This is a genomic window from Gallaecimonas kandeliae (assembly GCF_030450055.1).
Taxonomy (GTDB): Bacteria; Pseudomonadota; Gammaproteobacteria; order Enterobacterales; family Gallaecimonadaceae; genus Gallaecimonas; species Gallaecimonas kandeliae.
Genome location: NZ_CP118480.1, coordinates 2,676,556 through 2,702,217, shown reverse-complemented (window position 1 = coordinate 2,702,217; position 25,662 = coordinate 2,676,556). Strand labels below are relative to the sequence as shown.

The 25,662-nt window shown below is 62.0% G+C and carries 24 protein-coding genes and 1 pseudogene; 10 read left to right on the top strand and 15 right to left on the bottom strand.

The window, feature by feature from the left end; genetic code table 11:
• Positions 1–46 precede the first annotated feature (46 nt).
• The 3 genes from aguA to xseA all read right to left on the bottom strand — a co-directional run bounded on the left by aguA (position 47) and on the right by xseA (position 3,580).
• Positions 47–1,138: an agmatine deiminase gene (gene aguA, locus PVT67_RS13390; protein ID WP_301494296.1), complete on the bottom strand. Its 1,092-nt coding sequence runs from the start codon at positions 1,136–1,138 to the stop codon at positions 47–49.
• Between the two features lies 1 nt (position 1,139).
• Positions 1,140–2,018, bottom strand: a complete 879-nt coding sequence (aguB, locus tag PVT67_RS13385) for an N-carbamoylputrescine amidase (protein WP_301494294.1) — start codon at positions 2,016–2,018, stop codon at positions 1,140–1,142.
• Between the two features lie 230 nt (positions 2,019–2,248).
• Entirely contained in the window at positions 2,249–3,580 is a 1,332-nt protein-coding gene (gene xseA / locus PVT67_RS13380; RefSeq protein WP_301494292.1) for an exodeoxyribonuclease VII large subunit, read from the bottom strand.
• Positions 3,581–3,716: 136 nt separating this feature from the next.
• Here xseA and guaB point away from each other — a divergent pair, with 136 nt between their 5' ends.
• Both guaB and guaA read left to right on the top strand, forming a co-directional pair.
• Positions 3,717–5,180: an IMP dehydrogenase gene (guaB, locus tag PVT67_RS13375; RefSeq protein ID WP_301494290.1), complete on the top strand. Its 1,464-nt coding sequence runs from the start codon at positions 3,717–3,719 to the stop codon at positions 5,178–5,180.
• Between the two features lie 62 nt (positions 5,181–5,242).
• Entirely contained in the window at positions 5,243–6,820 is a 1,578-nt protein-coding gene (guaA, locus tag PVT67_RS13370; protein ID WP_301494288.1) for a glutamine-hydrolyzing GMP synthase, read from the top strand.
• A 451-nt stretch (positions 6,821–7,271) separates the two neighbouring features.
• On the opposite strand, the gene PVT67_RS13365 is transcribed toward guaA, so the two are convergent.
• Positions 7,272–7,661 carry a hypothetical protein gene (locus PVT67_RS13365; RefSeq protein ID WP_301494286.1) on the bottom strand — a complete coding sequence of 130 codons (390 nt, stop codon included), beginning with the start codon at positions 7,659–7,661 and terminating at the stop codon, positions 7,272–7,274.
• Between the two features lie 123 nt (positions 7,662–7,784).
• Here PVT67_RS13365 and PVT67_RS13360 point away from each other — a divergent pair.
• Positions 7,785–7,943 (top strand): annotated as a pseudogene (locus tag PVT67_RS13360) (GMP synthase (glutamine-hydrolyzing)); the annotation flags it as partial.
• A 30-nt stretch (positions 7,944–7,973) separates the two neighbouring features.
• On the opposite strand, the gene PVT67_RS13355 reads toward PVT67_RS13360, so the two are convergent.
• Complete coding sequence (locus PVT67_RS13355; protein ID WP_301494284.1) at positions 7,974–8,354, bottom strand: hypothetical protein; 381 nt, start codon at positions 8,352–8,354, stop codon at positions 7,974–7,976.
• Positions 8,355–9,867: 1,513 nt separating this feature from the next.
• On the opposite strand from PVT67_RS13355, the gene PVT67_RS13350 reads away from it, so the two are divergent.
• Positions 9,868–10,725, top strand: coding sequence for a hypothetical protein (locus tag PVT67_RS13350; protein WP_301494282.1), 858 nt, complete (start codon positions 9,868–9,870; stop codon positions 10,723–10,725).
• Positions 10,726–11,211: 486 nt separating this feature from the next.
• Here PVT67_RS13350 and PVT67_RS13345 read toward each other — a convergent pair whose 3' ends face one another.
• From PVT67_RS13345 to PVT67_RS13325, 5 genes are all read right to left on the bottom strand, one after another.
• Positions 11,212–12,126, bottom strand: coding sequence for an IS5 family transposase (locus PVT67_RS13345; protein WP_301494279.1), 915 nt, complete (start codon positions 12,124–12,126; stop codon positions 11,212–11,214).
• A gap of 842 nt (positions 12,127–12,968) precedes the next feature.
• The gene (locus tag PVT67_RS13340; protein ID WP_301494277.1) at positions 12,969–13,346 is read right to left on the bottom strand and encodes a hypothetical protein; all 378 of its coding nucleotides are present in this window, start codon (positions 13,344–13,346) and stop codon (positions 12,969–12,971) included.
• Positions 13,347–14,189: 843 nt separating this feature from the next.
• Positions 14,190–15,134 carry a GlxA family transcriptional regulator gene (locus PVT67_RS13335; protein ID WP_301494275.1) on the bottom strand — a complete coding sequence of 315 codons (945 nt, stop codon included), beginning with the start codon at positions 15,132–15,134 and terminating at the stop codon, positions 14,190–14,192.
• 75 nt (positions 15,135–15,209) lie between these two features.
• Positions 15,210–16,010 (bottom strand): SDR family NAD(P)-dependent oxidoreductase, encoded by an 801-nt coding sequence (locus PVT67_RS13330; RefSeq protein WP_301494273.1) that lies wholly within the window; start codon positions 16,008–16,010, stop codon positions 15,210–15,212.
• Between the two features lie 112 nt (positions 16,011–16,122).
• A complete protein-coding gene (locus PVT67_RS13325) occupies positions 16,123–16,476 on the bottom strand; it encodes a DUF3147 family protein (RefSeq protein ID WP_301494271.1) in 354 nt (117 codons plus the stop codon).
• An 81-nt stretch (positions 16,477–16,557) separates the two neighbouring features.
• On the opposite strand from PVT67_RS13325, the gene PVT67_RS13320 reads away from it, so the two are divergent.
• The 3 genes from PVT67_RS13320 to PVT67_RS13310 are packed head-to-tail and all read left to right on the top strand — an operon-like array spanning position 16,558 to position 18,440.
• Entirely contained in the window at positions 16,558–17,298 is a 741-nt protein-coding gene (locus PVT67_RS13320) for an NRDE family protein (RefSeq protein WP_301494269.1), read from the top strand.
• 60 nt (positions 17,299–17,358) lie between these two features.
• A complete protein-coding gene (locus PVT67_RS13315; protein WP_301494267.1) occupies positions 17,359–17,907 on the top strand; it encodes a helix-turn-helix domain-containing protein in 549 nt (182 codons plus the stop codon).
• An 8-nt stretch (positions 17,908–17,915) separates the two neighbouring features.
• Positions 17,916–18,440, top strand: a complete 525-nt coding sequence (locus PVT67_RS13310; RefSeq protein WP_301494264.1) for a GNAT family N-acetyltransferase — start codon at positions 17,916–17,918, stop codon at positions 18,438–18,440.
• On the opposite strand, the gene yjjX is transcribed toward PVT67_RS13310, so the two are convergent.
• Positions 18,430–18,972, bottom strand: a complete 543-nt coding sequence (yjjX, locus tag PVT67_RS13305) for an inosine/xanthosine triphosphatase (protein WP_301494262.1) — start codon at positions 18,970–18,972, stop codon at positions 18,430–18,432. The two genes, PVT67_RS13310 and yjjX, sit on opposite strands and share 11 nt — an antisense overlap.
• A gap of 147 nt (positions 18,973–19,119) precedes the next feature.
• Between yjjX and PVT67_RS13300 the strand changes: the two genes are divergently transcribed.
• Both PVT67_RS13300 and PVT67_RS13295 read left to right on the top strand, forming a co-directional pair.
• The gene (locus PVT67_RS13300) at positions 19,120–19,995 is read left to right on the top strand and encodes an NAD(P)-dependent oxidoreductase (RefSeq protein ID WP_301494260.1); all 876 of its coding nucleotides are present in this window, start codon (positions 19,120–19,122) and stop codon (positions 19,993–19,995) included.
• The gene (locus PVT67_RS13295; protein ID WP_301494258.1) at positions 19,992–20,504 is read left to right on the top strand and encodes a dienelactone hydrolase family protein; all 513 of its coding nucleotides are present in this window, start codon (positions 19,992–19,994) and stop codon (positions 20,502–20,504) included. Before PVT67_RS13300 ends, PVT67_RS13295 begins: the two co-directional genes overlap by 4 nt.
• Before the next feature lie 40 nt (positions 20,505–20,544).
• Here PVT67_RS13295 and pyrC read toward each other — a convergent pair whose 3' ends face one another.
• The 3 genes from pyrC to PVT67_RS13280 form a co-directional block, all read right to left on the bottom strand.
• On the bottom strand, positions 20,545–21,582 hold the full coding sequence (pyrC, locus tag PVT67_RS13290; RefSeq protein WP_301494256.1) for a dihydroorotase: 1,038 nt from the start codon (positions 21,580–21,582) through the stop codon (positions 20,545–20,547).
• Between the two features lie 169 nt (positions 21,583–21,751).
• Positions 21,752–23,941 carry an EF-hand domain-containing protein gene (locus tag PVT67_RS13285; RefSeq protein WP_301494254.1) on the bottom strand — a complete coding sequence of 730 codons (2,190 nt, stop codon included), beginning with the start codon at positions 23,939–23,941 and terminating at the stop codon, positions 21,752–21,754.
• Positions 23,942–24,048: 107 nt separating this feature from the next.
• On the bottom strand, positions 24,049–24,879 hold the full coding sequence (locus PVT67_RS13280) for a mechanosensitive ion channel family protein (RefSeq protein WP_301494252.1): 831 nt from the start codon (positions 24,877–24,879) through the stop codon (positions 24,049–24,051).
• Between the two features lie 102 nt (positions 24,880–24,981).
• Here PVT67_RS13280 and tadA point away from each other — a divergent pair, with 102 nt between their 5' ends.
• Positions 24,982–25,512 carry a tRNA adenosine(34) deaminase TadA gene (gene tadA, locus PVT67_RS13275; RefSeq protein ID WP_301494250.1) on the top strand — a complete coding sequence of 177 codons (531 nt, stop codon included), beginning with the start codon at positions 24,982–24,984 and terminating at the stop codon, positions 25,510–25,512.
• Here the strand turns inward: tadA and PVT67_RS13270 are convergent.
• Positions 25,470–25,628 carry a hypothetical protein gene (locus tag PVT67_RS13270; protein WP_301494247.1) on the bottom strand — a complete coding sequence of 53 codons (159 nt, stop codon included), beginning with the start codon at positions 25,626–25,628 and terminating at the stop codon, positions 25,470–25,472. The two genes, tadA and PVT67_RS13270, sit on opposite strands and share 43 nt — an antisense overlap.
• Positions 25,629–25,662: the final 34 nt, after the last annotated feature.

Below are 25,662 nucleotides of genomic sequence, written 5' to 3'. Positions count from 1 at the left end.
GCATTTTGAGAAGACACCCAACGCAGTTATGACGAGCGCAACAGCTTCAAACCCGGGGGATCTGCTGGGTGATGCAGTGGATATTGCCACCCCCCAGCAGTATCTCCCGGGCGTTGACGCCGGTGATCAGGTAGCCGGGGAAGATCTCGCCCAGCAGGGCGGCGACCTGGGCGTCCTTGGCCGGGTCCAGCAGTGGGAACACCACCTGCTTGTTGGTGATCAGGAAGTTGGCGTAGGAGCCGGCCAGGCGCGCGCCGCCGAGGCGGTTCATGCCGTGGGAGGCGTCTATGCCGCTGGCCTCTTCGTCGGTGAGGTACAAGGGGCCCGGCATGGGCAGCTTGTGCACCACCAGTTGGCGGCCGCGGGCGTCCACCGTCTCAGAGAGGATACGGTAGGCTTCCTGGGAGCTCTCGTACTGCTCGTCTTCGGGATCGTCGCACCAGGTCATGGCCACCACGCCGGGGGCCACCACCTGCATCAGGTTGTCCACGTGGCCCGTGGTCTCGTCTTGGAAGACGCCCCTGGGCAACCAGACCACCTTCTCCACCCCCAGGTAATCCTTGAGCAGCTGCTCCAGCTGCTCCTTGCCGAGGCCGGGGTTGCGGCCCGGGCTCAGCAGGCATTCCTCGGTGGTGAAGAGGGTGCCCTGGCCGTCGACGTGGATGGCGCCGCCTTCCATGACGAAGGGGGCCTTGTAGAGGCTGTCGCCGTAGATCTCGCAGACCTTCTGGGCCAGGGCGTTGTCGTTGTGCCAGGGGAAGTAGAGGCCGTTGGTGAGGCCGCCCCAGGCGTTGAACTGCCAGTCCACGCCGCGGCGCTCGCCCTTGTCGTTCACCACGTAGCTGGGGCCTGTGTCACGCAGCCAGGCGTCGTCCGTGGTCATCTCCACCACCCGGATCTGGGGCGGCAGCTGGCGGCGGGCGTTGGCGTATTGGCCGTTGCTCACCACCATGGTCACGGGGGTGGTCTGGGCGATGGCGCTGGCCACCTCCACGAAGGCGCGCTGGGCCGGTTTGGCGCCGTAGCGCCAGTTGTCGGAGCGCTCGGGCCAGGCCATCCAGACGCCGTCCTGGGTCTCGAATTCCGCCGGCATGCGGAAGCCGTCATTGCTGGGCAGGGTATTCAGTTGAAAGCTCATCTCAGCGAACCTTGCCGTCCAGGGTCAGCAGGCTGCCGTAGAGATCGGGACGGCGGTCACGGAACAGGCCCCAGGCCTCGCGCTGGTAGCGGATCTTCTTGAGGTCGAAGCTGTGCACCAGCACCGCCTGCTCGTCACGGCCGGCCTCGGCGACCTTGGCACCGCTCTGGTCGCTGATGAAGGAGGAGCCGAAGAAGCGGATCTCGGTGGGGGTGCGCACGCCCTTTTCGGCGCCGATGCGGTTGGAGGCGATGACCGGCAGGCAATTGGCGGCGGCATGGCCCTGCATGACCCGCTGCCAGGCGCCGCTGCTGTCCAGCTCAGGCTGGCTGGGCTCGGAGCCGATGGCGGTGGGGTAGAAGAGCAGCTCGGCGCCGGCCAGGGCCATGGCGCGGGCGGCCTCGGGGAACCACTGATCCCAGCAGATGGCGATGCCAATCTTGGCGTAGCGGGTATTCCAGATCTTGAAGCCGGTGTCGCCGGGGCTGAAGTAGTACTTCTCCAGGTAGCCGTCGCTGTCCGGGATATGGGACTTGCGGTAGACGTCCATCAGGCTGCCATCGGCGTCGATGACCACCAGGGAGTTGAAGCGGGCCACGCCTGCGCGCTCGAACCAGCTGAAGGGGATCACCACCTCAAGTTCCTTGGCCAGGGCCTGCAGGCGCTTGACGGTGGTGTTTTCCTCGAGGCTGGTGGCCAGGGCATGGAAGTCTTCGTTGACTTCGATGCAGAAGTAGGGGGTTTCGAAGAGTTCCTGCAGCAGCACTATCTGGGCGCCTTGGGCGGCGGCCTCACGCACCAGGGCCTCGGCCTTGGCGACGTTTTCTTCTTTGTCCCAGCTGCAGCTCATCTGGGTGGCGGCGACAACAACCTGATCCATATGGGTTCCTCAATCAAAAGGAGAACAACAACAAAGTTAGATAGACCATTTGGCCCCAAAGGGCCCATCCACAAGGGACGCTGTCGACGCCAAAATGTATCGAACAGGCGCGCTTTATAGGGCCGTGCAGGCCCAGCGTCAAGCGCTATTTTCAGGCAACGAAAAGGCCCCGGGCGGGGCCTTGGTAAAGGGGCTTGGGCAAGGGCGTTTTCCGCTTGCCGGGCAAGGGCTTAGGAAGGCTCCACCGCTATGACCTCTGTCCTTATCAAACCGTCCTTGACTCTAAGGTCCAGCCCTTGGCCCACGGCCACCTGGCGGACGCTGTCCAGCACCTGGCCCTGCTCGTCCTGGGCTATGCCGTAGCCGCGGCCGAGGGTGGCCAGGGGGCTGACCAGTTGCAGCTGCTCTATGAGCCGCTGCTGGGCCTGGCGCTTGCCGGCCAGCTGTTGCCTGAGGGCCTGGGCCAGGCCGGCGTCGAGGCGGGCCAGCCGCTCTTCGGCCTTGTCCAGGTGCTTGGCCGGGTGCTGGTGGGCAAGCCTTGCCTGGAACTGGGCCAGGGGCTGGCGCTGGCGGGCCAGCAGCCGGGGCAGGGCGCGCTGCAGGCGCTGGCCCAGCTCGTCCAGCAACTGGCTGTCCCGCTCCAGCTTGCGCTGGGGCGAGAGGCGGCCCAGGCGCTCGGCCAGGGCCTGCTGCCGGGCCTGCTGCTGGCGAAGGTAACGCTGGCCGCTGGCGGCCAGGCGCGCGCTCAGGGCCTGGAGCTGGTCGGCGATGAGGCCGGCCTGGCTGGACACCAGCTCGGCGGCGGCGCTGGGGGTGGGGGCGCGAAGGTCCGCCACGAAGTCGCTGATGGTCACGTCCGTCTCGTGGCCCACGGCGGAGACCACCGGAATGGGGCTGGCCGCTATGGCCCTGGCCAGGGCCTCGTCGTTGAAGCACCAGAGGTCTTCTAGGCTGCCGCCGCCGCGGCCGAGGATGATGACGTCCACCTCGTCCCGCTCTGCCGCCACCTCTAGCTGGCGGCTAAGCTGGGCCGCCGCCTTTTCCCCCTGCACCTGGGCCGGGTAGAGCACCACTTCCAGGAAGGGGGCCCGGCGCCGCAGTACGTTCAATATGTCGTGGACGGCGGCGCCCGAGGGGGAGCTGATGATGCCGATGCGCTTGGGGTGGGGCGGCAATGGCCGCTTGGAGGCGTCGGCGAAGAGGCCCTCGGCGGCCAGTTTGAGTTTCAGGGCCTCGAACTGCTGCTTCAGGAGGCCGTCACCGGCCGGCTCCATGAATTCCACTACCAGCTGGTAGCTGCCGCGCGGCTCGTAGAGGGTAGGGCGGGCCCGCACCAAGAGCTGCATGCCGTCCTGGGGCCTGAAGGTGACGCCCATGTTCTTGCCTCGGAACATGGCGCAGCTCACCTGGGAGCGCTCGTCTTTTAATGAAAAGTACCAGTGGCCGGAGCCGTAGGCCTTGAAGTTGGACAGTTCGCCCGAGAGCCAGACCAGGCCGAGGCTGTCTTCCACCAGGTGGCGGACCTGGGTGTTGAGCTGGGTGACGCTGAGGATTTGGCGCATGCAATGACGGGCTGATGGCTTTGCGGCAGTCTACCAGATGCAAAAAGCATTTGCCCAAAGGCCATCTCGACGCTAGAATGCCGCGGCAACACCTATACCAGGTCCCTTCCACCCTTCCATCGGTGAGGCTGTTGCCATGCTACGCGTTATCAAAGAAGCCCTGACGTTCGACGACGTCCTTCTGCTCCCCGCACATTCCACTGTTCTGCCCAATACTGCCGACCTGCGCACCAAGCTGACCCGCAAGATCGCGCTGAACATCCCTATGGTCTCCGCCGCCATGGACACAGTGACCGAAGCCAATCTGGCCATCGCCCTGGCCCAGGAAGGGGGCATCGGCTTCATCCACAAGAACATGAGCATCGAGCAGCAGGCCGAGGAAGTGCGCAAGGTTAAGCGTTACGTCGCCGGCATGGTCACAGACCCCGTCTGCGTCAGCGCCGATCACCAGATCACCGACGTGCTGCGCCTCACCGAAGAAAACGGCTACGCCGGTTTCCCCGTCGTTTCCGCCAGTGGCGAGCTGGAAGGCATCATCACCGCCCGTGACGTCCGTTTCGTCACCGACCACAGCCGCAAGGTCAGCGAAGTCATGACCCCCAAGGCCAAGCTGGTCACCGTCAAGGTGGGCACCCCCCGCGAGGAAGTGCAGCGCCTGATGCAACAGCACCGCGTCGAGAAGGTGCTGGTGGTGGACGACAACTTCCACTTGAAGGGCCTCATTACCGTCAAGGACTTCCAAAAGGCCGAGCGCAAGCCCAACGCCTGTAAAGACGAGCGCGGCCGCCTGCGGGTCGGTGCCGCCGTCGGCGCCGGTGCCGGCAACGAAGAGCGGGTCGCCGCCCTGGTGGCCGCCGGTGTGGACGTGGTGCTCATCGACTCCTCCCACGGCCATTCCGAAGGGGTGCTGCAGCGTATCCGCGAAACCCGCGCCGCCTTCCCCGACATCCAGATCATCGGCGGTAACGTCGCCACCGCCGCCGGCGCCAAGGCCCTGGCCGAGGCCGGCGTCGACGCCGTCAAGGTCGGCATTGGCCCCGGCTCCATCTGCACCACCCGCATCGTCACAGGTGTCGGCGTGCCGCAGATCACCGCCGTGTCCGACGCCGTCGAAGCCCTGGAAGGCACCGGCATCCCCGTCATCGCCGACGGCGGCATCCGCTTCTCCGGCGACATCTGCAAGGCCATCGCCGCCGGCGCCAACTGCGTCATGGTCGGCGGCATGCTGGCCGGTACCGACGAAGCCCCGGGCGAGATCGAGCTCTACCAGGGCCGCGCCTTCAAGAGCTACCGCGGCATGGGCTCCCTGGGCGCCATGACCAAGGGCTCCAGCGACCGCTACTTCCAGACCGACAACGCCGCCGACAAGCTGGTGCCGGAAGGCATCGAAGGCCGGGTGCCCTACAAGGGCAAGGTCAAGGAGATCGTCCACCAGCAGATGGGCGGCCTGCGCTCCTCCATGGGCCTGACCGGCAACGCCACCATCGACGACATGCGCACCAAGGCGCAGTTCGTCAAGGTGACCAGTGCCGGCATGGGTGAGTCCCACGTCCACGACGTGACCATCACCAAGGAAGCCCCCAACTACCGTATGGGTTGATCTTTCGGCGCCGGCGATTTGCCGGCGCCCTTCTATTCAGCGTTTTAAAAGCAGGGCCAACGATGACCAAGAACATCCATGAAAGCCGCATCCTGATCCTGGATTTCGGCTCCCAATACACCCAGCTCATCGCCCGCCGCATCCGGGAGATCGGCGTCTACTGCGAACTCTGGGCCTGGGACGTCAGCGAAGAAGACATCCGCGAATTCGCCCCCAACGGCATCATCCTCTCCGGCGGCCCCGAGTCCGTCCACGAGGACAACAGCCCCCGCGCCCCCGAATACGTCTTCAACGCCGGCGTGCCCGTGTTCGGCATCTGCTACGGCATGCAGACCATGGCCCACCAGCTGGGCGGCGCCGTCGAAAGCTCCATGGAGCGCGAGTTCGGTTATGCGCAGATAGAGCTGCTGACCGACTCCAAGCTGACCCACGGCATCGAAGACGCCATCAGCGCCAGCGGTAAGGCGCTGCTGGACGTCTGGATGAGCCACGGCGACAAGGTCGTTGCCATCCCCGACGGCTTCGAGACCGTCGCCAAGACCGACAACTGCCCCTTCGCCATCATGGCCAACGAACAAAAGCGCTTCTATGGCGTGCAGTTCCACCCCGAGGTCACCCACACCCGCCAGGGCAAGCGCCTGCTCGAGCACTTCGTGCTGGAGATCTGCGGCTGTGAAGCCCTCTGGACCCCCTCCGCCATCATCGAAGACGCCGTGGCCCGCATCAAAGAGCAGGTCGGTGACGACGAGGTGATCCTGGGCCTCTCCGGCGGCGTGGACTCCTCCGTCGTCGCCATGCTGGTGCACCGCGCCATCGGCGACAAGCTGACCTGCGTCTTCGTCGACAACGGCCTGCTGCGCCTGGGCGAGGGCGAGCAGGTCATGGAGATGTTCGGCGACCACTTCGGCCTCAACATCATCAAGGCCGACGCCGAAGAGCGCTTCCTCTCCGCCCTTAAAGGCATCGACGAGCCGGAAGCCAAGCGCAAGACCATAGGCCGCGTCTTCGTGGAAGTGTTCGACGAGCACGCCAAGAGCATGAAGAACGCCAAGTGGCTGGCCCAGGGTACCATCTACCCCGACGTCATCGAGTCCGCCGCCTCCAAGACCGGCAAGGCCCACGTCATCAAGTCCCACCACAACGTCGGCGGCCTGCCCGAAGACATGAAGATGGGCCTGGTCGAACCCCTGCGTGAGCTGTTCAAGGACGAGGTGCGCAAGATTGGCCTGGAGCTGGGCCTGCCCTACGACATGCTCTACCGCCACCCCTTCCCGGGGCCGGGCCTGGGCGTGCGGGTGCTGGGCGAAGTCAAGAAGGAATACTGCGATCTCCTTCGCCGCGCCGACGCCATCTTCATCGAAGAGCTGCACAAGGCCGACCTCTACCACAAGGTCAGCCAGGCCTTCGTGGTCTTCCTGCCGGTGCGCTCCGTGGGCGTCATGGGCGACGGCCGCAAGTACGACTGGGTCGTCAGCCTTCGCGCCGTCGAGACCATCGACTTCATGACAGCCCACTGGGCCCACCTGCCCTACGATCTGCTGGGCAAGGTGTCCAACCGCATCATCAACGAAATAGACGGCATCAGCCGCGTCGTTTACGACATTTCTGGTAAGCCGCCGGCGACGATTGAGTGGGAGTGATCGCACCGGCCTGGCTGTAAGGCAGGGCCCAGATCAAAAGCATTAAAAAACCCCGCGAAAGCGGGGTTTTTTTATTGGGTGTGGGGGAGGGGCTGCTGTTCTTTTCGAAGCTGCTTTAAAGCTGATGATTCGTTTAGTCGCCGGGTCCCGGCCCGGCAGCCGGGTTACTTTTTTTTCGGAAAAAGTAACCAAAACCACCGCCCCAACGTTACGCGGTGTCCTTACCTCTGGTCGCTTGCCGCTGACCGCTGCGTACGGTTCCCGACGCGTCCTCCGCTCGCTCGACATCCCTGTCTCGCGCCAGCTCACGCTCCCGACGGTAAGGCGCTCCACTTAAAAGGGGCTCCGGGGCCTGACCCGCAGGATCTCATAGGCTTGAGGGACTATTAGCTTCGTTCCTTGGCTGGTAGACGGATGGCTTCCAACACGGCTTAGAGTGGGGGCTGCTGAGCTACTGGTCCACCCTGAACAACATCGCGGGCCCTTTTGTCGGCTTTCTTGGCGGCATGGGTGGACGGTATTCGTTGTCCTTTATCTGATAATTGCACTGGACCACTTTTGTTTTGATTGTTGCATCGAATAGGCGTGGATTGCATCCCATGCCTTCGGGAGCAGGCACCACGTCATCGTCCGGGAAATAAAGATCGACACAGGCGCAACGTAACCTCATCTCGTTTGCCCACTGGGCCTGTGTCTGGTGTCTATCGGCCAACGCTATGGTGACAACACCCAACTCCCGGTGGCTTTCCTCATGCACCAGGCCTTTCATCGCCAAGACAGTCAACAGTGTTGCCAGCATGGCGCCAAAGAGGATGGCGACTTTGGTCAATACAGATCTCATGACCGTCTTCCTTGGGGGGTGATTTGCTCTCTAAGGTAACAGCTCTACGTCGAAATGGCGCACCACCAGGGCGAATAGACTAAGTAGAAAAGGAGGCTGGCTGCCAAGATTAGCCACGCCAGCGCCGTCGAGATCATCGATTTCATGACCGCCCACTGGGCCCACCCGCCCTACGAGCTGCTCGGCAAGATGTCCAAACGCATCATCAACGAGATCGACGGCATCAGCCGCGTCGTTTACGACATTTCTGGTAAGCCGCCGGCGACGATTGAGTGGGAATAAGAAAAGGCGCCGCAAGGCGCCTTTTTCATTTCAGTCCAAATCCACTCTAAACAAGCCTGCTGGTTGCTTATAGGGTCTCCTTGGCAGTATGCGGTAATCATCAATAGGAAAGCTGCACTGCTTTGCCCCTTTCCTGCCTGATATCGCTATGTACCTGGGATTGCAACCCATTCCTTCATTTGCCTCTGGGAAGAGCCATACAGGCATGTCTTCTGCGACGCAGGCGCACGTCAATACTGATTGCTTCAGCCACTCATCCTGTGCCTGGTGTCTATCGGCTAACGCCAGGGTGACAACACCCAATTCCTGGTGGCTTTCCTCATGCACCAAGCCTTTCATTGCCAAGACGGTCAACAGCGTTGCTAGCATGGCGCCAAAGAGGATGGCGGCTTTGGTCAAGATGGAATTCATTGGCCTTCCTTGGGACCGCAACTTTCCCCCTAATATAACAGCTCTAAGCAAAAATGACGCCCTTGAAGGGCGAAGAACATAGTCAGCTGGGAGCAGGCCCCAGGGGCAGCCAGAAGCAAATACGCGATAAAAAGCTGGGGAAGCAGAGAGCAGGGATATCTCCGGCAAGCCGCCCGCCACTATTGAGTGGGAGTGAGTTGTCAGTGTTTGGCTTTTCTTTCGAGCTGTTTTAACGCGGATGATTCCTTTATTGCCGGTAATACTCGGGCCGTCCAGGCCCTCGCCCGAACGGGCCATCGTCGCAGGCTCCGATGTTCAAATCTGTTCCTGACAGATTTGTCGGCCCGGCAGCCGGGTTACTTTTTTTAACTCGGACCATCCCTGGTCCTCGCCCTTCGGGCCATCGTCGCTGCACTCCGATGTTCAAAATTGCTCCCGGCAATTTTGTCGGCAAAAGTCAGCGGGGCTGCCCACCCAAAACCACCGCCCATGTTTACTCAGACCATCCCTGGTCTTCGCCCTCCGGGCCATCGCTAGCGATGTTCAAACCTGTTCCATACAGGTTTGTCGCTTCTTCTTCGCCTCTGGTCGCTTGGTGCAATAGTTAGATGAGGGTCTTTGAAACCATCCCTGGTGATTGTTCCCGGCTCGCACGTCCTGTGCTCGCGCTCAGCAGCATCAAAGCAGCGCTTTGATGCACAAGCTTCGCCCCGACGCGTCCTCCGCTCGCTCGACATCCCTGTCTCGGCTGTCCTTCCACGTCAGTTCGCGGACAAGCCGCTCTCGCTCACCAGCTAAAATCAGTCCACCGGACTGATTTCTTAACGCGCTCGCCCCACCGTCTCAGCGCTGCACTTAAGGGGCGGAACGCCACTACCAGTTGGACCGAAGAAGCCACAGTGCACTGCCACTTCGATCAATCTCCATCTAAGCAACAGATGCAGTAGTAGCTCAAAATAGATATCCATTTTGAGCTACTACTGAACTTCATTGACAATTTTTTAAGAATGTCACAAAGTACTTTGGCAATATTATGGAATGGCATATAAGGAAATGCACTGTGCCTGGAAAAAATTCTTCTATCGAAGCTAAAACTGCAGCCCTTGGCTATATCCAAGGGATAATAAATAGACTCTCTGATAAATCATTCCAAGTCAAAGTTTGGTGCTTGACTGTAACAACGGGGTTTGTAGCATTTTATTCTACAAATTACCTTTACCTTAGCTCGATATTTTCATTTGTTCCTCTGCTATTGTCAGTCGCATTTTGGTATTTGGATTCGTACTATCTTAGTTTAGAGAAAAAATTCAGAAGGCTCTACAGCGAACTAGCTTGCAAAGAATGTTCGGATAACAATGAAGTGAACTATTTTGACTTTGACACGATGCTAGCTTCATTTGTAGATGATCGAAATTTCAAGCCACATACAAAAAGCCTTTACGGAAAATCTGTCATTCCAATATATATAATCAATGCTATTGTATCTACTTATATTTGCTGGGAGTAATCACCAATGTATAAGCGTTATGTTTTAGAAATTGATGATTTTGAATATTTAATTGAAAATTTCAAAGGGGATGAGTTAGAGTATGCAAGTAAAGAAGTAGAGCAACGCGGCCACGTACTGGAATTAGTTAATGGAAAAATAAGTGCTTCAGAAATATCGGCAAAACTTCTAAATAATTCCTGTAAACCTCACTTTTTCCTCTCTCATAGCTCTCAAGACAAAGAACTTGTCACCAAGTTTGCCAACTACCTTTATGAAACTTTTGAAATTAAGTCTTTTATCGATTCCCAGTTGTGGGGAAATATTCGTGAGGCAACAACCGAATATTTAGAGAAATACTGCCGTGGTGATGGTGATTATTATTTTTTGGATCCTGCTTTGCGGGCTATTAATAATACGGATTCAATCCTTTCTTCAGCATTACTGGAAGCGATGGACCAGTCTGATTGCATTATTTTTGTAAAATCGAATAATTCAGCGGAGTTGAATTTTGAATTTAATAAAATACCAGAAAGTGAAGTGAAGTATAATCAGTATACATTGTCTCCTTGGATTGCCATAGAAATAAGATATGCAAATTTCTTGAGAGTCAAAAGGCATGAGGAAATATACTCTGAAATTTCAATGGAGAGTGCATCGTTCACTTCGAAATCAGTGAAAAATTCAATTGAACCACCTCACTTTGAGCATTCTCTGGATTTAAGAGACTATAGAGTTATCCCCTTGGAGGCAGTTGAGATTGCATCGGAGGCCATAAAAGAGCGAAGCACATACGACCCACGTTTATATACACCTGTAGGTTTCAATGTAGATATTCTTTATGCAACAATTGATAAATTTGATACGATAAAAAATATCAATTGATAGAGGGATAACCAAGATCAGAATTCAACGGAACGCCCACTTTGAGTTCTTATCTAAATCAGGTGCTTGGCAAATGGTTGGTCGAAGCAGCTGTGCGTCTGAGTTTCTACGGCCTTGCTGGTGGTGGCGTTCTGCCTGTTAAGGGCCTTGTTGAACAATTCCCCCCTGAGGCAAGCAAGCCCCAACCCCATCCGGGGTCAGCGCACCATCTCGCTGACCATAACTCAACATAACTCAAGGGGACACCCACTTTGAGTTTTTATCTAAATCAGCGAGTTAGACGACGGTTTAGCGAAGCGGCCATGCGTCTTGGTTTCTGCAGCCCTGCTGGTGGTGGCTTTTTGCCCGTTAAGTGGAGCGCTGAGCCGCCGAGAGTGGAGGGGCAGCCGAGACAGGGATGGCAGGGGGCCGCCCAGGTGCAGGTGAGTACGGCGTTGTTGATCAAATCAGAGCCTGGAAAGCCTGCTCCTAAAGGGCTTGCTGCCCTTAACTGACCTGGCGAACAGGCATGCCGAGGCCCAGCATTTTGTTCATCACCTTCACCCCGGCCAAAGCCTCTGCCACTTGGCCGTTGTAGTCGCGCAGACTCAGCTTCGGGCTGATGAGCTGCTTGTATCGCGACATGGCCGTTTCCGCTTTTGAGCGTTGGTGATAGCCGCTTTCCCTTTTCCACTCGGCCTGTTGCCCGGCTTTCAGCGCCGCCACTGCCTCGTTCCTTGGGTGACCTTGCTCCCAGTACCCCGCTGTCTTGCGAGGCGGGATGCTGGCTTTGGCGCCTTTTCTTTGCAGTAGCCGGTGGCAGGCTTTGCTGTCGTAAGCCCCGTCGGCGCTGACTTGGTCGATACGGCGGCGCAGTGGATTGAGCAGGCCGGGCAGTACCTCGCTATCACCGACGTTTTCCAGGCTGACTTCGGCGGCGATAGCCTCATGGGTCTGCGCATCGACGGCCAGGTGTAGCTTGCGCCAGACACGGCGCTTCTCCTTGCCGTACTTGCGTTGCTTCCACTCGCCTTCGCCATAGACCTTGAGCCCGGTGGCGTCGATAACCAGGTGGGCAACTGGGCCCTTGCTGGGCAGGCGGTAGCGGATGTTGACCGTCTTGGCGCGCTTGCTGATGCAGCTGTAACTGGGCGAGGTCAACGGCAGTTCCATCAACTGGAATAGCGAGTTGATAAAGCCTTCCAAGGCACGCAGCGGCAGGTCGAACAGGCCCTTGAGCATCAGCGCTGTCTCGATGGCGGTGTCGCTGTATTCGAAACCACGACCCCGACCGCCGTGATGCTGTTGGCAATGCCAATGGCGGGTAGCCGCTTCATCCATCCAGAAGGTTAATGAGCCTCGGTTAACCAAGGCGCGGTTGTAGTCTGCCCAATTGGTGATAGTGCGTTTAGCCTGACCCATCTGCTGTTCCCCATCGATACGTCGGGGATCGGATCACAGTCAGGCGGATTGGTTCACCGGATTTGGGAAACAACGCCGGTGAGTACGTGTCTGGACACGCGTATGAACCGGTGCACCGGGAACGACCAGAGGCGAAGAAGAAGCGACAAAATCGCAGGACGCGATTTTGAACATTGGAGCTGGCGACGATGGCCTGGAGGGTGAGGGCCAGGGATCAAGGAACTCAAGGGGACACCCACTTTGAGTTTTTATCTAAATCAGCGAGTTAGACGACGGTTTAGCGAAGCGGCCATGCGTCTAGGTTTCTGCAGCCCTGCTGGTGGTGGCTTTTTGCCCGTTAAGTGGAGCGCTGAGCCGCCGAGAGTGGAGGGGCAGCCGAGACAGGGATGGCAGGGGGCCGCCCAGGTGCAGGTGAGTACGCGTCGGGGCGAAGCTTGCACATGATAGCACAGCTTTATGCAGCTTCGCGCGAGGCCCTGGATGGCCGAGTTGGGCCCAACCACCATGGACGGTCCGCACCACCATGACCATTCAGGAGTTGGGTCAGCGGCAAGCGACCAGAGGCGAAGGAAAAGCGCAACGTGGGCGATGGTTTTGCCTGGGAAGCCCCGCCTACTTTTTCCGAAAAAAAAGTAGGGCGCATGCAGGGGCGCCCCCCTGCAAATCGATAGCCCGTGCTCGAAGGGCGAAGGCCAAGGATGGCCTGAGTAAACCCGGCATCTAAAATCAGCGCCCGATAAGGATGGGATTGAAGGCTCAATACCTTGTCCACAACAGGCCGCCTTCCGTCTTTTTACTGCCCATCATTCCCGTAAGCCGCTGCCTGGTACTAATCGCAGCGTTCAAGCTCCAACCCTGAATAACCCGGCAGGTATTCTGGGGACGGGCCTTGGGAGCATTCGGTAGTCAATGATGTCTTTAGGGCAGTGGCAGGGGCCAATGGCCTGTCGATTGGCGATTGCCATGTAGGCGGGGCTACAGCCCACTTTCTGCCCCACTTTCACAAAGCTGCGGAACCAGCTGCCGTCCGAGACGCAGTCACAGGTCATGGCGGCTGCTTTTACGCCTTCTTGCTGATGCCGTTCTATCAACGCCAGTTCGATGCTGTTTAATTCAGGCTGGCTTTCTAGCTTCACCGAGGCCACCAAACCCCAGAAGGTCAATGCCGTTATCAGCATGGCGCCGAAGAGAATGGCGGCTTTGGTCAATACAGATTTCATGACCGTCTTCCTTGGGCGGGTGATTTGCTTTCTAAGGTAACAGTTCTATACCGAAATGACGCCCCAGCAAGACATGGGGCGTCGTCAACATCGGACCCAAGGCGTCGTTGGTGCCCCACTTATCTACGAGCTGCAGGGGCGCTGTGCTTGAGCTAGAGGGCCGTTGTCAGCAAAAGCGACGTAATACCAGCACCGATCATGAGGTCTTCAGGCGGTATATTTACCTTCCTCTCTATCCATTCATGAACGGGTCGGCACATCAGTGCAAAGGCCAGTATCCCGGTAACAATGAATAGCAATATGCTCATACTGTGTTCCTTTGAATGCAGAGATAAAGGTCTATCCTATGGCCATTTTCGCCCGCTGTAAATGCACGTAAGTGATTGTTTTAATTTGCTATTCTACGGGTGTTACCATGGGCTTTGCTAACGTTGCCATTCTTAGAGACCCAACGGGACACCCACCTTGAGTTCTTATCTAAATCAATGGCTTAGATCGCGGTTGTGCTGGGGAAAGGGCACCTATCTTCTGAGTGCCATATCGGAGAGTGCCTGAGTTGGACATCACACTGAGAGTTGCAGGTAGGGCCCCGGGGCCCCTTTCAGTGCAGCGCTGAGCCGCCCGCCGTGGCGACAACATCGATGGGAATGATGGGGGCCGCCGAGGCTTGAACATCGGAGCTCGGCGATGATGGCCCGAAGGGCGAAGGCCAAGGACGGCCTGAGTAAAGCCGGCATCTAAAACAATCTACCGATATGGGTAATCTTCACTCAACGCCCAACCTCGTTTCTTATCTTGCCGAGAGAGGCACTGGGAGCGGCCAAGCCGCTGGCAAGCGGGCGGTTAGGACGTGCGGGCGTGCTTGCGCAGCACCAGGGGTGAGACCCCGAAGCCGCGGATAAAGACCTCGCGCATATGGCGGCGGTCACGAAAGCCCGTTTCCCTGGCGATCTCCTCCAGGGAGTGGCGGCTCTGCTCCAACATCAGCCTTGCCGCCTCCAGGCGCAGCCCCTCTATGGCTTTGGCCGGGGTGCGGCCCGTTTCTTCGCGAAAGAGGCGGCTGAATTGGCGCGGGCTCAAATGGGCGGCCTCGGCCAGGGTTTCTACCGTCAAGGGCTGGGCCAGGTGCTGGCGGGCATAGGCGAGGGCGCTCTGGATGCGGTCGGAGCGGGGTGCCAGCGCCAGCATCTCCGAATGCTGGTTTTGGCCGCCGGCGCGCTGCTGGTTCATCACCAGGCGGTGGGCCACGGCGCGGGCCACCTCGCCGCCCAGATCCTTTTCCACCATGGCCAGGGCCAGATCCAGGCCGGCTGTCATGCCGGCCGAGGTCCAGATATTCCCCTGCTCTATGTAGATGCGGTTGGCATCGACGTCGATGGCGGGAAAGCGCTCGGCCAGCTTGCCGGCCAGGGCCCAATGGGTGGTGGCCCGCTTGCCGTCCAGGAGGCCCGCTTCGGCCAGGACAAAGGTGCCGGTGCAGATGGCGGCCAGCCGCCTCGCCTTGGGGGCGGCCTGGCGCAGGAAGGCCAATGTGGCAGGGGAGGCGGGCTGGGCCAGGGGATCGTTGACGCCGGCCACTATCCAGGTGTCGGCCCAGCTGTCGGCCCTGACGGCCAGGGTGTCCATGGCCATGCCCAGGGAGGTGCGGACGGGGCCCCCGGCCAGGGAATAGTTGGCTATCCGGTAAAAGGGCTCGCCGCTGGCGAAGTTGGCGTGTTCGAACACCGCCTGGCTGGAAAGGGCGAGGATCTGGAAGCCGTCGTCCAGTAGATATCCGATGTTGTGCATGCACTCCTCCCGGCTCCATCATCGGGCCTGGTCGCCGTGGCGGCAAGAAAAAGCCGGGCCAGGCCCGGCCTTTGCTCAGGCGACAGTGCCGTAGCGCTCGGCCGCCTGGCGGCGGGACAGGTTGGGCATCATCGTCTGGCGGGCCGATTCAAAGGCCTGCCACTGGCCGGCGTCGGGCAGGGCCGGGATGGTGATGAGCTCACCCTGGTCAAAGCCGGCCAGGGCGGCGGCCACCATGTCCTCGGCACGCATCACTATGTTGACGTCCAGGTGCTCCAGGGGTAGGCCGCCCGTCTCCCAGAAGTCGGTGGCCGTGGCGCCGGGCAATACCGCCTGGACCCTGACGCCCTTGCCGGCCAGCTCGTGGTGCAGGGACTGGCTGAAGGCGATGACGAAGGCCTTGGTGCCACCGTAGACGCCGTTGAGGAGTTCGGGGGCCAGGCCGACGATGGAGGCGATGTTGATGACGGCGCCCCTGCCGCGGGCCACGAAGCCCGGCACTGCGGCGTAGGTCAGGCGGGTCAGGGCGGTGACGTTGAGGCTGATCATCCTCGCCATCTGCTCCACGTCGCTGTCCAGCAAGGGGGTGTGGGTGCCGACGCCGGCGTTGTTGACCAGCAGGCTGATGTCGCCGTCTTGGCGCAGTCTCGCCTCGACGGCGGCCAGGCTGTCCTTGTCGTTGAGATCGGCGGCCAGCACCTCGACGGTGCGGCCTGTTGCCTGGATGAGGCGGTCGGCCAGGGCCTGGAGCTTGTCCTGGCTGCGTGCGACCAGGATCAGGTCGTAGCCGCGGCGGGACAGCTGCTCGGCATAGAGGGCGCCGATGCCGGTAGAGGCGCCGGTGATGAGGGCGGTGCCCAGGTGGTCAGGGTTCATGTGTTTTCCTCCAACAGGGGATGACCAGAAGGTAGGGCACAGCTTAAAGGCGGGCATCGGTGTCTCAAATGACGTTTAGGGTATTGATTTGAGACGGCGCGGCTTTTCTATCTCAGGGCAGCAGCTCTATGCCGAAATGGCGCACCACCAGGGCGAAGAGGCCGAAGCAGACCATGGTCAGCAGGGCGCAGGCGCCTAACGTCAGCCAGAAGCCGAGGCGCGGCAAGAGGGCGGGGAAGACCAGGAACATCGGCAGGGTCGGCACCACGTACCAGAAGGTGTACCAGGCGTGGTTGGCGATCTTCTCCATGGATTGCTTCTCCACATGGAGCCAGATCAGGGCCAGCACCGTCACCATGGGCAGGGCGGCGATCAGGCCCCCCAGCTTGTCGCTGCGCTTGGCGGCTTCTGAGACCAGCACCACGACGGCGGCGGTGATGAGGTATTTGCTGATCAGCCAGTTCATGGGCGTTCCTGGTTGTGGCGGGATTTGGGCCGCTATCCTAGCCCATTGACAGGAGCGGGGCCAAAGGGCTTTGATGGAACCATGTGCACCCTCGTCATATTGCGCCGCCCCGGCCATGCCTGGCCCGTGCTGATCGGCGCCAACCGCGATGAAATGAAAGACCGCCGATGGCGGCCGCCGGGCCGCCATTGGCCGGATCTGCCGGTGGTGGCGGGGCAGGACATCAGCGGCGGTGGCACCTGGCAGGGGGTCAACGACGCCGGCCTCCAGGCGGCTGTGCTCAACCGCTTCGCCAGCCTGGGCCCCGCGCCCGGCAAGCGTTCCCGCGGCGAGCTGCCCTTACTGGCCCTGGCCCATGGCGACGCCGAAACGGCCGCCCAGGCCATCGCCGAGCTGGACGCCGGCCAGTTCAGGCCCTTCAACCTCCTGCTGGCGGACAAGGATGCGGCCTTCTGGCTGGCGGGCCTGGGGCAGGGGGGCATAGCGGTGCGGCCGGTGCCGGAGGGCCTGTCCATGCTCACGGCCCATGACCTTAACGACATTAAGGCCAGCCCCCGCATGGCCCACAACCTGCCCCGCTTCGCCAAGGCCCAGGTGCCCGACCCTGCAATGGGGGACTGGCGGGCCTGGCAAGATCTGCTGGCCTTCAAGGGCGAGCTGCCGCCAGACCCCGAGCATTTCGACATCCGCGCCGATGCCGTCAAGATCCAAAGCAGCATCGGTTTCCAGACCGTTTCCTCTTCCCTCATTGCCCTGCCGGCCGAGGGCAAACCCCTCTGGTGGTTCGACGCTGGCCAGGGGCCCAGTCCCGTCTTGCTATAAAGCCTTCCTTTTTCTCAAATAAGATCATAGATTCTCGTTTTTGAGAAATGGGGCGCCACCATGACCATGGAACTGCGCCTGGCCGAGCGGCTCAAGGGGCTGCGCCAGGAAAACGGCTGGTCGCTTGACGAACTGGCCAGCCACAGCGGCGTCAGCCGCGCCACCCTGTCCCGTATCGAGAAGGCCGAGGTCAGCCCCACCGCCGCCGTCCTGGGGCGGCTTTGCAGCTGCTATGGATTGACGCTGTCGCAGCTGATGGTGATGGCCGAGGGCCAGGGCCAGGCGCTGATCCGGGCCGCCGACCAGGCCGTCTGGGAAGACAAGGCCAGCGGTTTTGTGCGGCGGCTGCTGTCGCCGCCTGAGCCCGGGCTCAAGGCCGAGGTCATCGGCTGCACCCTGGCCGCCGGCGCCGCCTTGCACTACCCCCAGCCCCCCCGGCCTGGCCTGGAGCATCACTTGTTGATGCAGGCCGGGCGGCTGCGCCTTAGCGTCGGAGAAGACAGCTTCGAGCTGGGCCCAGGTGACTGCCTGAGGTACAGGACCTATGGCGCCACCGACTTCCAGGTGCTGGGCAACGAAGAGGCCAGCTACCTGCTGGTACTGGTGTAGGAGGGACCATGAGGGTTTTGGAAGTCACAGCGGCGGATTTCGAGTGCCATGTCGCAGGCCTGGCCGAACTGCTCCATGACTGCGTCGCAGGCGGCGCTTCTGTGAGCTTCATCTCCCCCTTTTCGCCTGCCGAGGCCGCCGCCTTCTGGCAGAAAAAGGTGCGGGCCAGGCTGGGCCGGCCCCGTTTTTGCCAGTGGTTGTTCCTGGTCGACGGTGAGGTGGCGGGCACTGTGCTGCTGGACGCCGACTTGCCGCCCAACCAGCCCCACCGCGGCGAGGTGAGCAAGCTGCTGGTCAGCCCCCGCTTTCGCCGCCGCGGCATAGCCCGCCAGTTGATGGCGGCGCTGGAGCAAAAGGCCAGGGACTGGCGGCTGACCCTGCTGACCCTGGACACCGCCACCGGCAGCCATGCCGAGCCGCTCTATCTGTCATTGGGCTTCGAAGTGGCCGGGGTTATCCCCCAGTTCGCCCTGGCGGTGGACGGCAGCCATTACGACGCCACCACAGTGATGTATAAGCGGCTCAGCGGCTGAACAGCGCCGGGTTCATAAAGGGCGCCATGGCCAGGGTCAGGGCCTGGGTGTAGGTGCTTTCGCGGGTGGCGAGGCCACCGGTGAAGAGGCCTATGGCGCCCCCTTGGTGCTTGATGTTGGTGGTGCCGAACAGCTTGTCGATGAGGGGCCCCAACTCTTCCCCGGCCTGGAGGCCTTCAAAAAGCACCGGCGGCAGCGGCAGGCTGGCGCTGCGCCCCACCGACTGGCGCTGGCCGTCGTCTATGACCACGTAGGCGAAGGTGGCCGGGCCGTCCTCGAACAAGTCCACGCCCCCTTCCATGGCCACGTAGAAGTCGGCCTGGCCCTGGGCCTTGCAGTTTGCGACGCGGTTGACGGCGCCGAGGCGGGTGTCGGCGGCCGTCATGGGCTGGTCGGGCACCCCTGACGCCACCTCGATGCCGGTCGCCTCCAGTTCCCGGCCGGGGAAGAAGGGCCCCAGGGCCCCCCGGACGGCGGCGACTTTGACCGGGTTGGTGGAGCCCACCAGTATCTTCAGGGGTTGGCTGGTCATGACATCACCTCTCTGTCTGCATGGCGGCGGCATTCTAACAGCTGGTGGTGACCCTTGGCAGCGCCGCCTTGGCGACAGAGCGTTTCGGGCCACCGGTGGCGGCCGGCTTGTGCCATGCTATGGGCGCTTTTCCCCAAGGAGGTGGTTATGAAAATCGGTTTTATCGGCCTTGGCACCATGGGGCTGCCCATGGCGGCCAACCTCTTGAAGGCGGGTTACCCGCTCAAGGTGTGGAACCGCGGCCAGGAGCCCGTCCAGCAGTTGGTGGCCAAGGGGGCCGAGGCGGCGGCTGGCCCGGCGGATTTCAAGGACGTCGACGTGCTGATCTCCATGCTGGCGGACGACAAGGCCGCCGAGCAGGTGCTGATCGGCGGAGGCACCCTGGACGCCCTGGCGGCCGGGGCCGTCCACGTCAACATGGCCACCATTTCCCTGGCCCTGGCCGGGCGCCTCGACGAGGCGCACCGGCAGCGGGGCCTGGGCTATGTGGCGGCGCCGGTGCTGGGCCGGGTCAACGTGGCCGAGGCCGGCATGCTCAACATACTGGCGGCCGGCCAGGCCGGGCACCTGGCCAAGGTGGCGCCGCTGCTGGACGTGCTGGGGCAGAAGACCTGGCATTTTGGCGAGGTGCCCAGCCAGGCCAACGTGGTCAAGCTGGCCGCCAACTTCTGCCTGGCCAGCGCCATCGAGACCATGGGCGAGGCCTCTGCCCTGGTGCGGGCCCACGGCGCCAGCGGCAGCGACTTCATCGCCATGCTGACCAATACCGTCTTCGCGGCCCCGGCCTACCAGGGCTATGGCGCCATGATCGCCGAGGCGCGCTACAGCCCGGCCGGCTTCAAGCTGTCCCTGGGCCTCAAGGACATGCGCCTGGCCCTGGAGGCGGCCGAGGCCGGCAAGGTGCCGCTGCCCTTCGCCAGCACCATGAAGGACAACTTCATCGACGCCCTGGCCCACGGCGACGGCGAGCTGGACTGGGCGGCCCTGGCGACGGTGGCGGCGCGGCGGGCGGGGCTGGCGTGACCTACCTGCTGAGCGACATCTTCGGTGACACCGCTGCCCTGCGCCGGCTGGCGGCGGAGCTGGGGACCGAGGTCATAGCCCCCTATGAAGGCCGGCAGGGCTCGGAAGACGACGCCTACCGGCACTTCCTGGCCCAGGGCGGCATCGACGGCTACCTCGAACTGGCCCGGCGCCAACTGCCTGGCGAGCCCTGCCGCCTGGTGGGCTTTTCCGCCGGCGCCGCCGTGGCCTGGCTGCTGGCGGCCGAAGGCCGGGCGTCGGAGGCGCTCTGCTTCTACGGCGGCCAGATCCGCCACCATCCCCAGCTGCGCCCGGCCTGCGAGGTCAGCTTCGTCTGGCCTGTGGCTGAAGATCACTTCTCGGTGCCCGAACTGGTGGCCAAGCTGCAGGGGCCCGGCCTTCACCACCACCAGACCCAGGGCCGGCACGGTTTCATGAATCCCTTGTCCAAGGGCCATGAACCCGAGCTGGCGCGGCACTGGCAGGGCTGGCTCAGGGAAAGGACATGAAAAAAGCGGCCCTGGGGCCGCTTTTTCTTTGGGGGCTTGGTCAGCCCTCGAACTTCCAGCGCAGGGTCTCGCCGGCGCGCAGCGGCACTATCACGTCCGAGCCGAAGGGCATGTCGGCCGGCACTGTCCAGGCCTCTTTGACCAGGGTGATGCGGTCGGTGTTGCGGGGCAGGCCGTAGAAGTCGGCGCCGTGGAAGCTGGCGAAGGCCTCCAGTTTGTCCAGCACGCCCAGATCTTCGAAGATCTCGGCATAGAGTTCGATGGCGGCGTAGGCGGTGAAGCAGCCGGCGCAGCCGCAGGCGTTTTCCTTGGCGCCCTTGGCGTGGGGAGCCGAGTCGGTGCCCAGGAAGAACTTCTCGGAGCCTGAGACAACGGCGTCCTGCAACGCCTGCTGGTGGATGTTGCGCTTGAGGATGGGCAGGCAGAACAGGTGCGGGCGGATGCCGCCCACCAGCATGTGGTTTCTGTTGTAGGCCAGGTGCTGCACCGTGATGGTGGCGCCGACGTTGTCGCCCTGGCTGTTGACGAACTGGGCGGCGTCCGCCGTGGTGATGTGCTCCACCACCACCTTGAGACTGGGGTGGCGAGCCACCAGGGGAGCCAGTATGTCGTCCAGGAAGGCCTTCTCGCGGTCGAAGATGTCCACGTGGTTGTGGGTGACCTCGCCGTGGACCAGCAGCGGCATGCCTTGTTCGGCCAGGGCCGCGCAGACGGCGTCCAGCTTGCCGAGATCGGTGACGCCGGAGTCGGAGTTGGTGGTGGCGCCGGCCGGGTAGAGCTTGGCCGCCACCACCTTGCCGCTGGCCTTGGCCTGGCTAATCATCTCGGGAGTGGTGTTGTCGGTGAGGTAGAGCACCATCAGCGGCTCGAACTGACTGCCTGCCGGGCGCTGGGCCAGGATGCGATCGCGGTAGGCCAGGGCCTGCTCGGCGTTCATGACCGGGGGGCGCAGGTTGGGCATGATGATGGCGCGCCCCATCTGCCTGGCCGTGGCCGGCACCGTATGGGCCAGTACGTCCAGGTCGCGAAGGTGAAGGTGCCAGTCGTCGGGGCGGGTCAGGGTCAAACGCTCGGTCATGCTCAAATCCAGGCAGGGTAGGGTGGCGCCATTATAAACAAAAGCGGCCCCTGGCGCAGGGGCAGGAAAAAGCGGCCGTCGTTGGCATTTATCACTGGTACTTGGGCTGTCTTGAACGCCGTAAAAAAGGGCCTGGCGGCCCTTTGTCATCTCAGCGCAGGTGCGCCTTTTACCGCTGTGCCAGCTGGCCGGGGCGGCCACCGGCCGCTTTGGCCTGGGCCATGGCCGCTTCGCCTTCTTCCAGGTTGAGGCTGAAGCGCATCTGGCCGGCGGCGTCGCTGATGGCCGACAGCCGGACGGCGGCGCTGGGCGCCAGCTGCCTCTCGCCTTGGGCACCCGGGTAGCAGCCCTGGCCAACAAGGTGGGGGCCAGTGGCATCCACCCGGGTGATCATCAGGCCGCGGCAGCTGTCCTGCTGGCAGTTGTCGCCGCTCCTGACTTCCAGCAGCAGGTAGCCCTGCTCGGGCTTGGCCTGGTCCAGGTAGACCAGGGCGACTTGGCCGGCGGCCAGATCGTAGTTACCGCTCTGGCTGAGCACCTTGGGGCTCACCAGCCCGGCCTGGTACAGGGCCCAGGCGCCGAGGGGGGCCGGGCTTTGGCCGAGGTAACTGTCGCCCTCTGCCATCTGCCAGGCGCCCTGGCCCATCAGGTCCTGATCCCCCAGGCTGCTGCCCTTGGGCAGATCCGGCAGGCCCAGCAGCAGCTGGCCGAGCTGGCGGGCCATGACCCCCAGGGTGGCCCTGTGGCCCCATTGCATCTCGCCGAGGGCGGCGTAGCTGTCCAGGCGTTCGCCGTCCAGGGTGACCGCCGGCATAGTCCTGCTCTGGGCCCAGATGGCCTGGCGATCGTTGCCCGAGGCGGCGGCCTCGTTGCCGGCAAAGATGAACTGCACGGCCAGTTCGTCCGGGCTCAGGCGGCCGTCACCGTTGCGGTCGAAGCGTGAAAAGTCCAGCTCGGTGTCGGCCTGCGCCAGGGCCTGGGCCAGGGTGCCGTCCAGGCCGTAGCCGCAGTGGCCGCCGCAGCTGGGATGGTCCCTGTCCAGCTGGACCTGGACTATGCCGTCGCTGCCAAGGGCCGGCACCAGTTGCAGCTTGCCGCCGGTCTGGTCATGGAAGTAGGCCGCTAGGGACTTGTCGCTCCACCACAGCAAAGAGCCGAAGTCGCTTCTGGCCTGGACGTCGTTGAAGCTGACCACCAAGGTCAGCAGCGGCACCCTGATGGCGCCGCCTTCCTGCAACTGGGGCAGGCCGGTGTCCAACTTCTTGATGATGGGGGGCGGGAACTTCTTCTTGCTCCTCTCGAGGGCCGAGACGAGGGTTGGCTCCTGCACGTCCAGCTTCTTGATGACGGGCGGCGGGAACTTCTGCTTGCTCATCTCGGCGGCCGAGACGAGGGTTGGCTCCTGCACGTCCAGCTTCTTGATGACAGGCGGCGGGAACTTCTGCTTGCTCATCTCGGCGGCCGAGACCAGGGTTGGCTCCTGCACATCGAGCTTCTTGATCTTGGGTCGGGGCGGTGGCGTTTTCTTGCTCATCTCGAGGGCCGAGACCAGGGTTGGTTCCTGCACGTCCAACTTCTTGATGACGGGCGGCGGGAACTTCTGCTTGCTCATCTCGAGGGTGGAGACCAGCACCGGCTCCTGCACATCCAGCTTCTTGATCTTGGGCCGCGGCGGGGGCGTCTGCTTGCTCATCTCGAGGGTGGAGACCAGCACCGGTTCCTGCACATCCAGCTTCTTGATGACGGGCGGCGGGAACTTCTGCTTGCTCATCTCGGCGGCCGAGACGAGGGTTGGCTCCTGCACATCCAGCTTCTTGATGACGGGGGGCGGGAACTTCTGTTTGCTCATCTCGGCGGCCGAGACCAGGGCTGGCTCCTGCACGTCCAGCTTCTTGATCTTGGGTCGGGGCGGTGGCGTTTTCTTGCTCATCTCGGCGGCCGAGACGAGGGTTGGCTCCTGCACATCCAGCTTCTTGATGACGGGGGGCGGGAATTTCTTCTTGCTCATCTCGAAGGTGGAAACCAGCCCCTGCGGGTCCCCGGCCAGGCCTGAGGTCTTGGTGCTTGCCCTGTAATGGACCAGGGCGTCTGCCGGTGGCGTGGCGCCAGGTCTTGCCAGTACGGTCGTGGCCTTGAAGCCCTGGCTGCCGGCCTTGCCGTAGTACCAGTTGCCGCTCTTCTGGACCAGCAGGTGGCCGCTTTCGTCTTCGTACCAATTGAGTAAGGGACCGCCCTTGAGCTGGGCGTGGATCTCGGTGCCGTCGGCCTGGCGCAGCACGTGGGTGATGGGCGCCGGCCCTATGGCCATGGCCGCCATGGGTGCCAGCATCAGGCCGGGCAAGCAATACCTTGTTTTCATCTTCCGCTGTCCTTGTAGGTTATTTTTCAGCGGCAAGAGAGGGGGAGAAAACTTAAGGTAGCCCGTAATGGCGAAAAGAAAAACCCCGGCAGGGCCGGGGTTTGTCGTCAGGCATTGTGCTGGTAGAGATGCAGGTCCCGCTGGGGGAAGGGGATCTCGATGCCCTTGGTGTCGAAGGTCTTCTTGACCGCTTCCTGGGTGTCGAAGAAGACGCCCCAGTAGTCGGCGGCGTTGACCCAGGCCCGCACCGTGAAGTTCACCGAGCTGTCCGCCAGGGCGGAGAGCACCACCATGGGTGCCGGATCCTTGAGGATGCGGCTGTCGTTGGCCAGGATCTCGCCCAGGGTGCTCTTCACCTCGTCGATGTTGGCGCCGTAGCTGACCCCGAACACGAAGTCCACCCGGCGGGTGGGCTCGCTGCTGTAGTTGATCAGGCTGTTGTTGGACAGCTGGCCGTTGGGGATGATGACGCGCTTGTTGTCAGGGGTGTTGAGGATGGTGTTGAAGATCTGGATCTCCCTGACGGTGCCGATATGGCCGCCCGCTTCTATGACGTCACCCACCTTGAAGGGGCGGAAGAAGAGGATCAGCACGCCCCCGGCGAAGTTGGCCAGGCTGCCCTGCAAGGCCAGGCCCACGGCCAGGCCGGCGGCACCGACCACGGCCACGAAGGAGGTGGTCTCGATACCTATGATGGAGGCAACCGAGATCAGCAGCAGCACCTTGAAGCCGATGCGGGTCAGGTTGGCCAGGAAGTGGCGCAAGGTGGGCTCGACCTTGCGGACTTCCATCCCCTTGGTCATCAGTTTCACCAGGCCGCCTATGAGCCAGAGGCCCACCAGCAGCACTATGATGGCCAGCACCAGTTTCGGCGCGTAGGCCATCACCAGGTCTACGGCTCTGTCGACGTATTTGTCGGCGTCTTCGACTTTCAACATGTTCAATCCCTTAGATTATTATCCGGCGTTATCAGCATGGAGCAGGGCCCGGTCCTCGTCAATCTGGCGGGGCTGGCGCCGCGCTCAGTATAATAACGCCCTATGAACGAGATCTTGCTAGAAGACGATATCCGCTGGATGCGCCATGCCATGGCCCTGGCGGACAAGGCGGCCGACTGTGGCGAAGTGCCGGTGGGCGCCGTGCTGGTCAGGGACGGCGCCGTGGTGGGGGAGGGCTACAACCTCTCCATCAGCCGCCATGACCCCAGCGCCCACGCCGAGATGCTGGCCTTGCGCCAGGCGGGTCCTGCCATCGGCAACTACCGGCTGCTGGATTGCACCCTCTACGTGACCCTGGAGCCCTGCGCCATGTGCGCCGGGGCCATGGTCCACGGCCGGGTAAAGCGGCTGGTGTTCGGCGCCAGCGACGCCAAGACAGGCGCCGCCGGCTCGGTGATGGACATCTGCCGCCATCCCGCCCTCAACCACCAGTTGGAGGTGAGTGGCGGGGTCTTGGCGGAAGAATGTGCGGAGCAGTTGAGCGGGTTTTTCAGGATGCGCCGGGCGCAGAAGAAGGCCGACAAGGCGGCTCAGGCGGCGGCCTCGGCCTCTTGCAGCTGCATCAAGGAGTAGATGCGGCTGCGGTGCAGGTTGTGTTTGTGCAGGCGTTTCATCTTGAGATGGCGCCGCCAGTCATGGCCGCGCAAGGTGCGTTTTTTGTTGAGCAGGGCTGTTCTGCGTCTCAGCATAGGGTACCTCCAGGGCGCTTCCTTGGCCGTTATC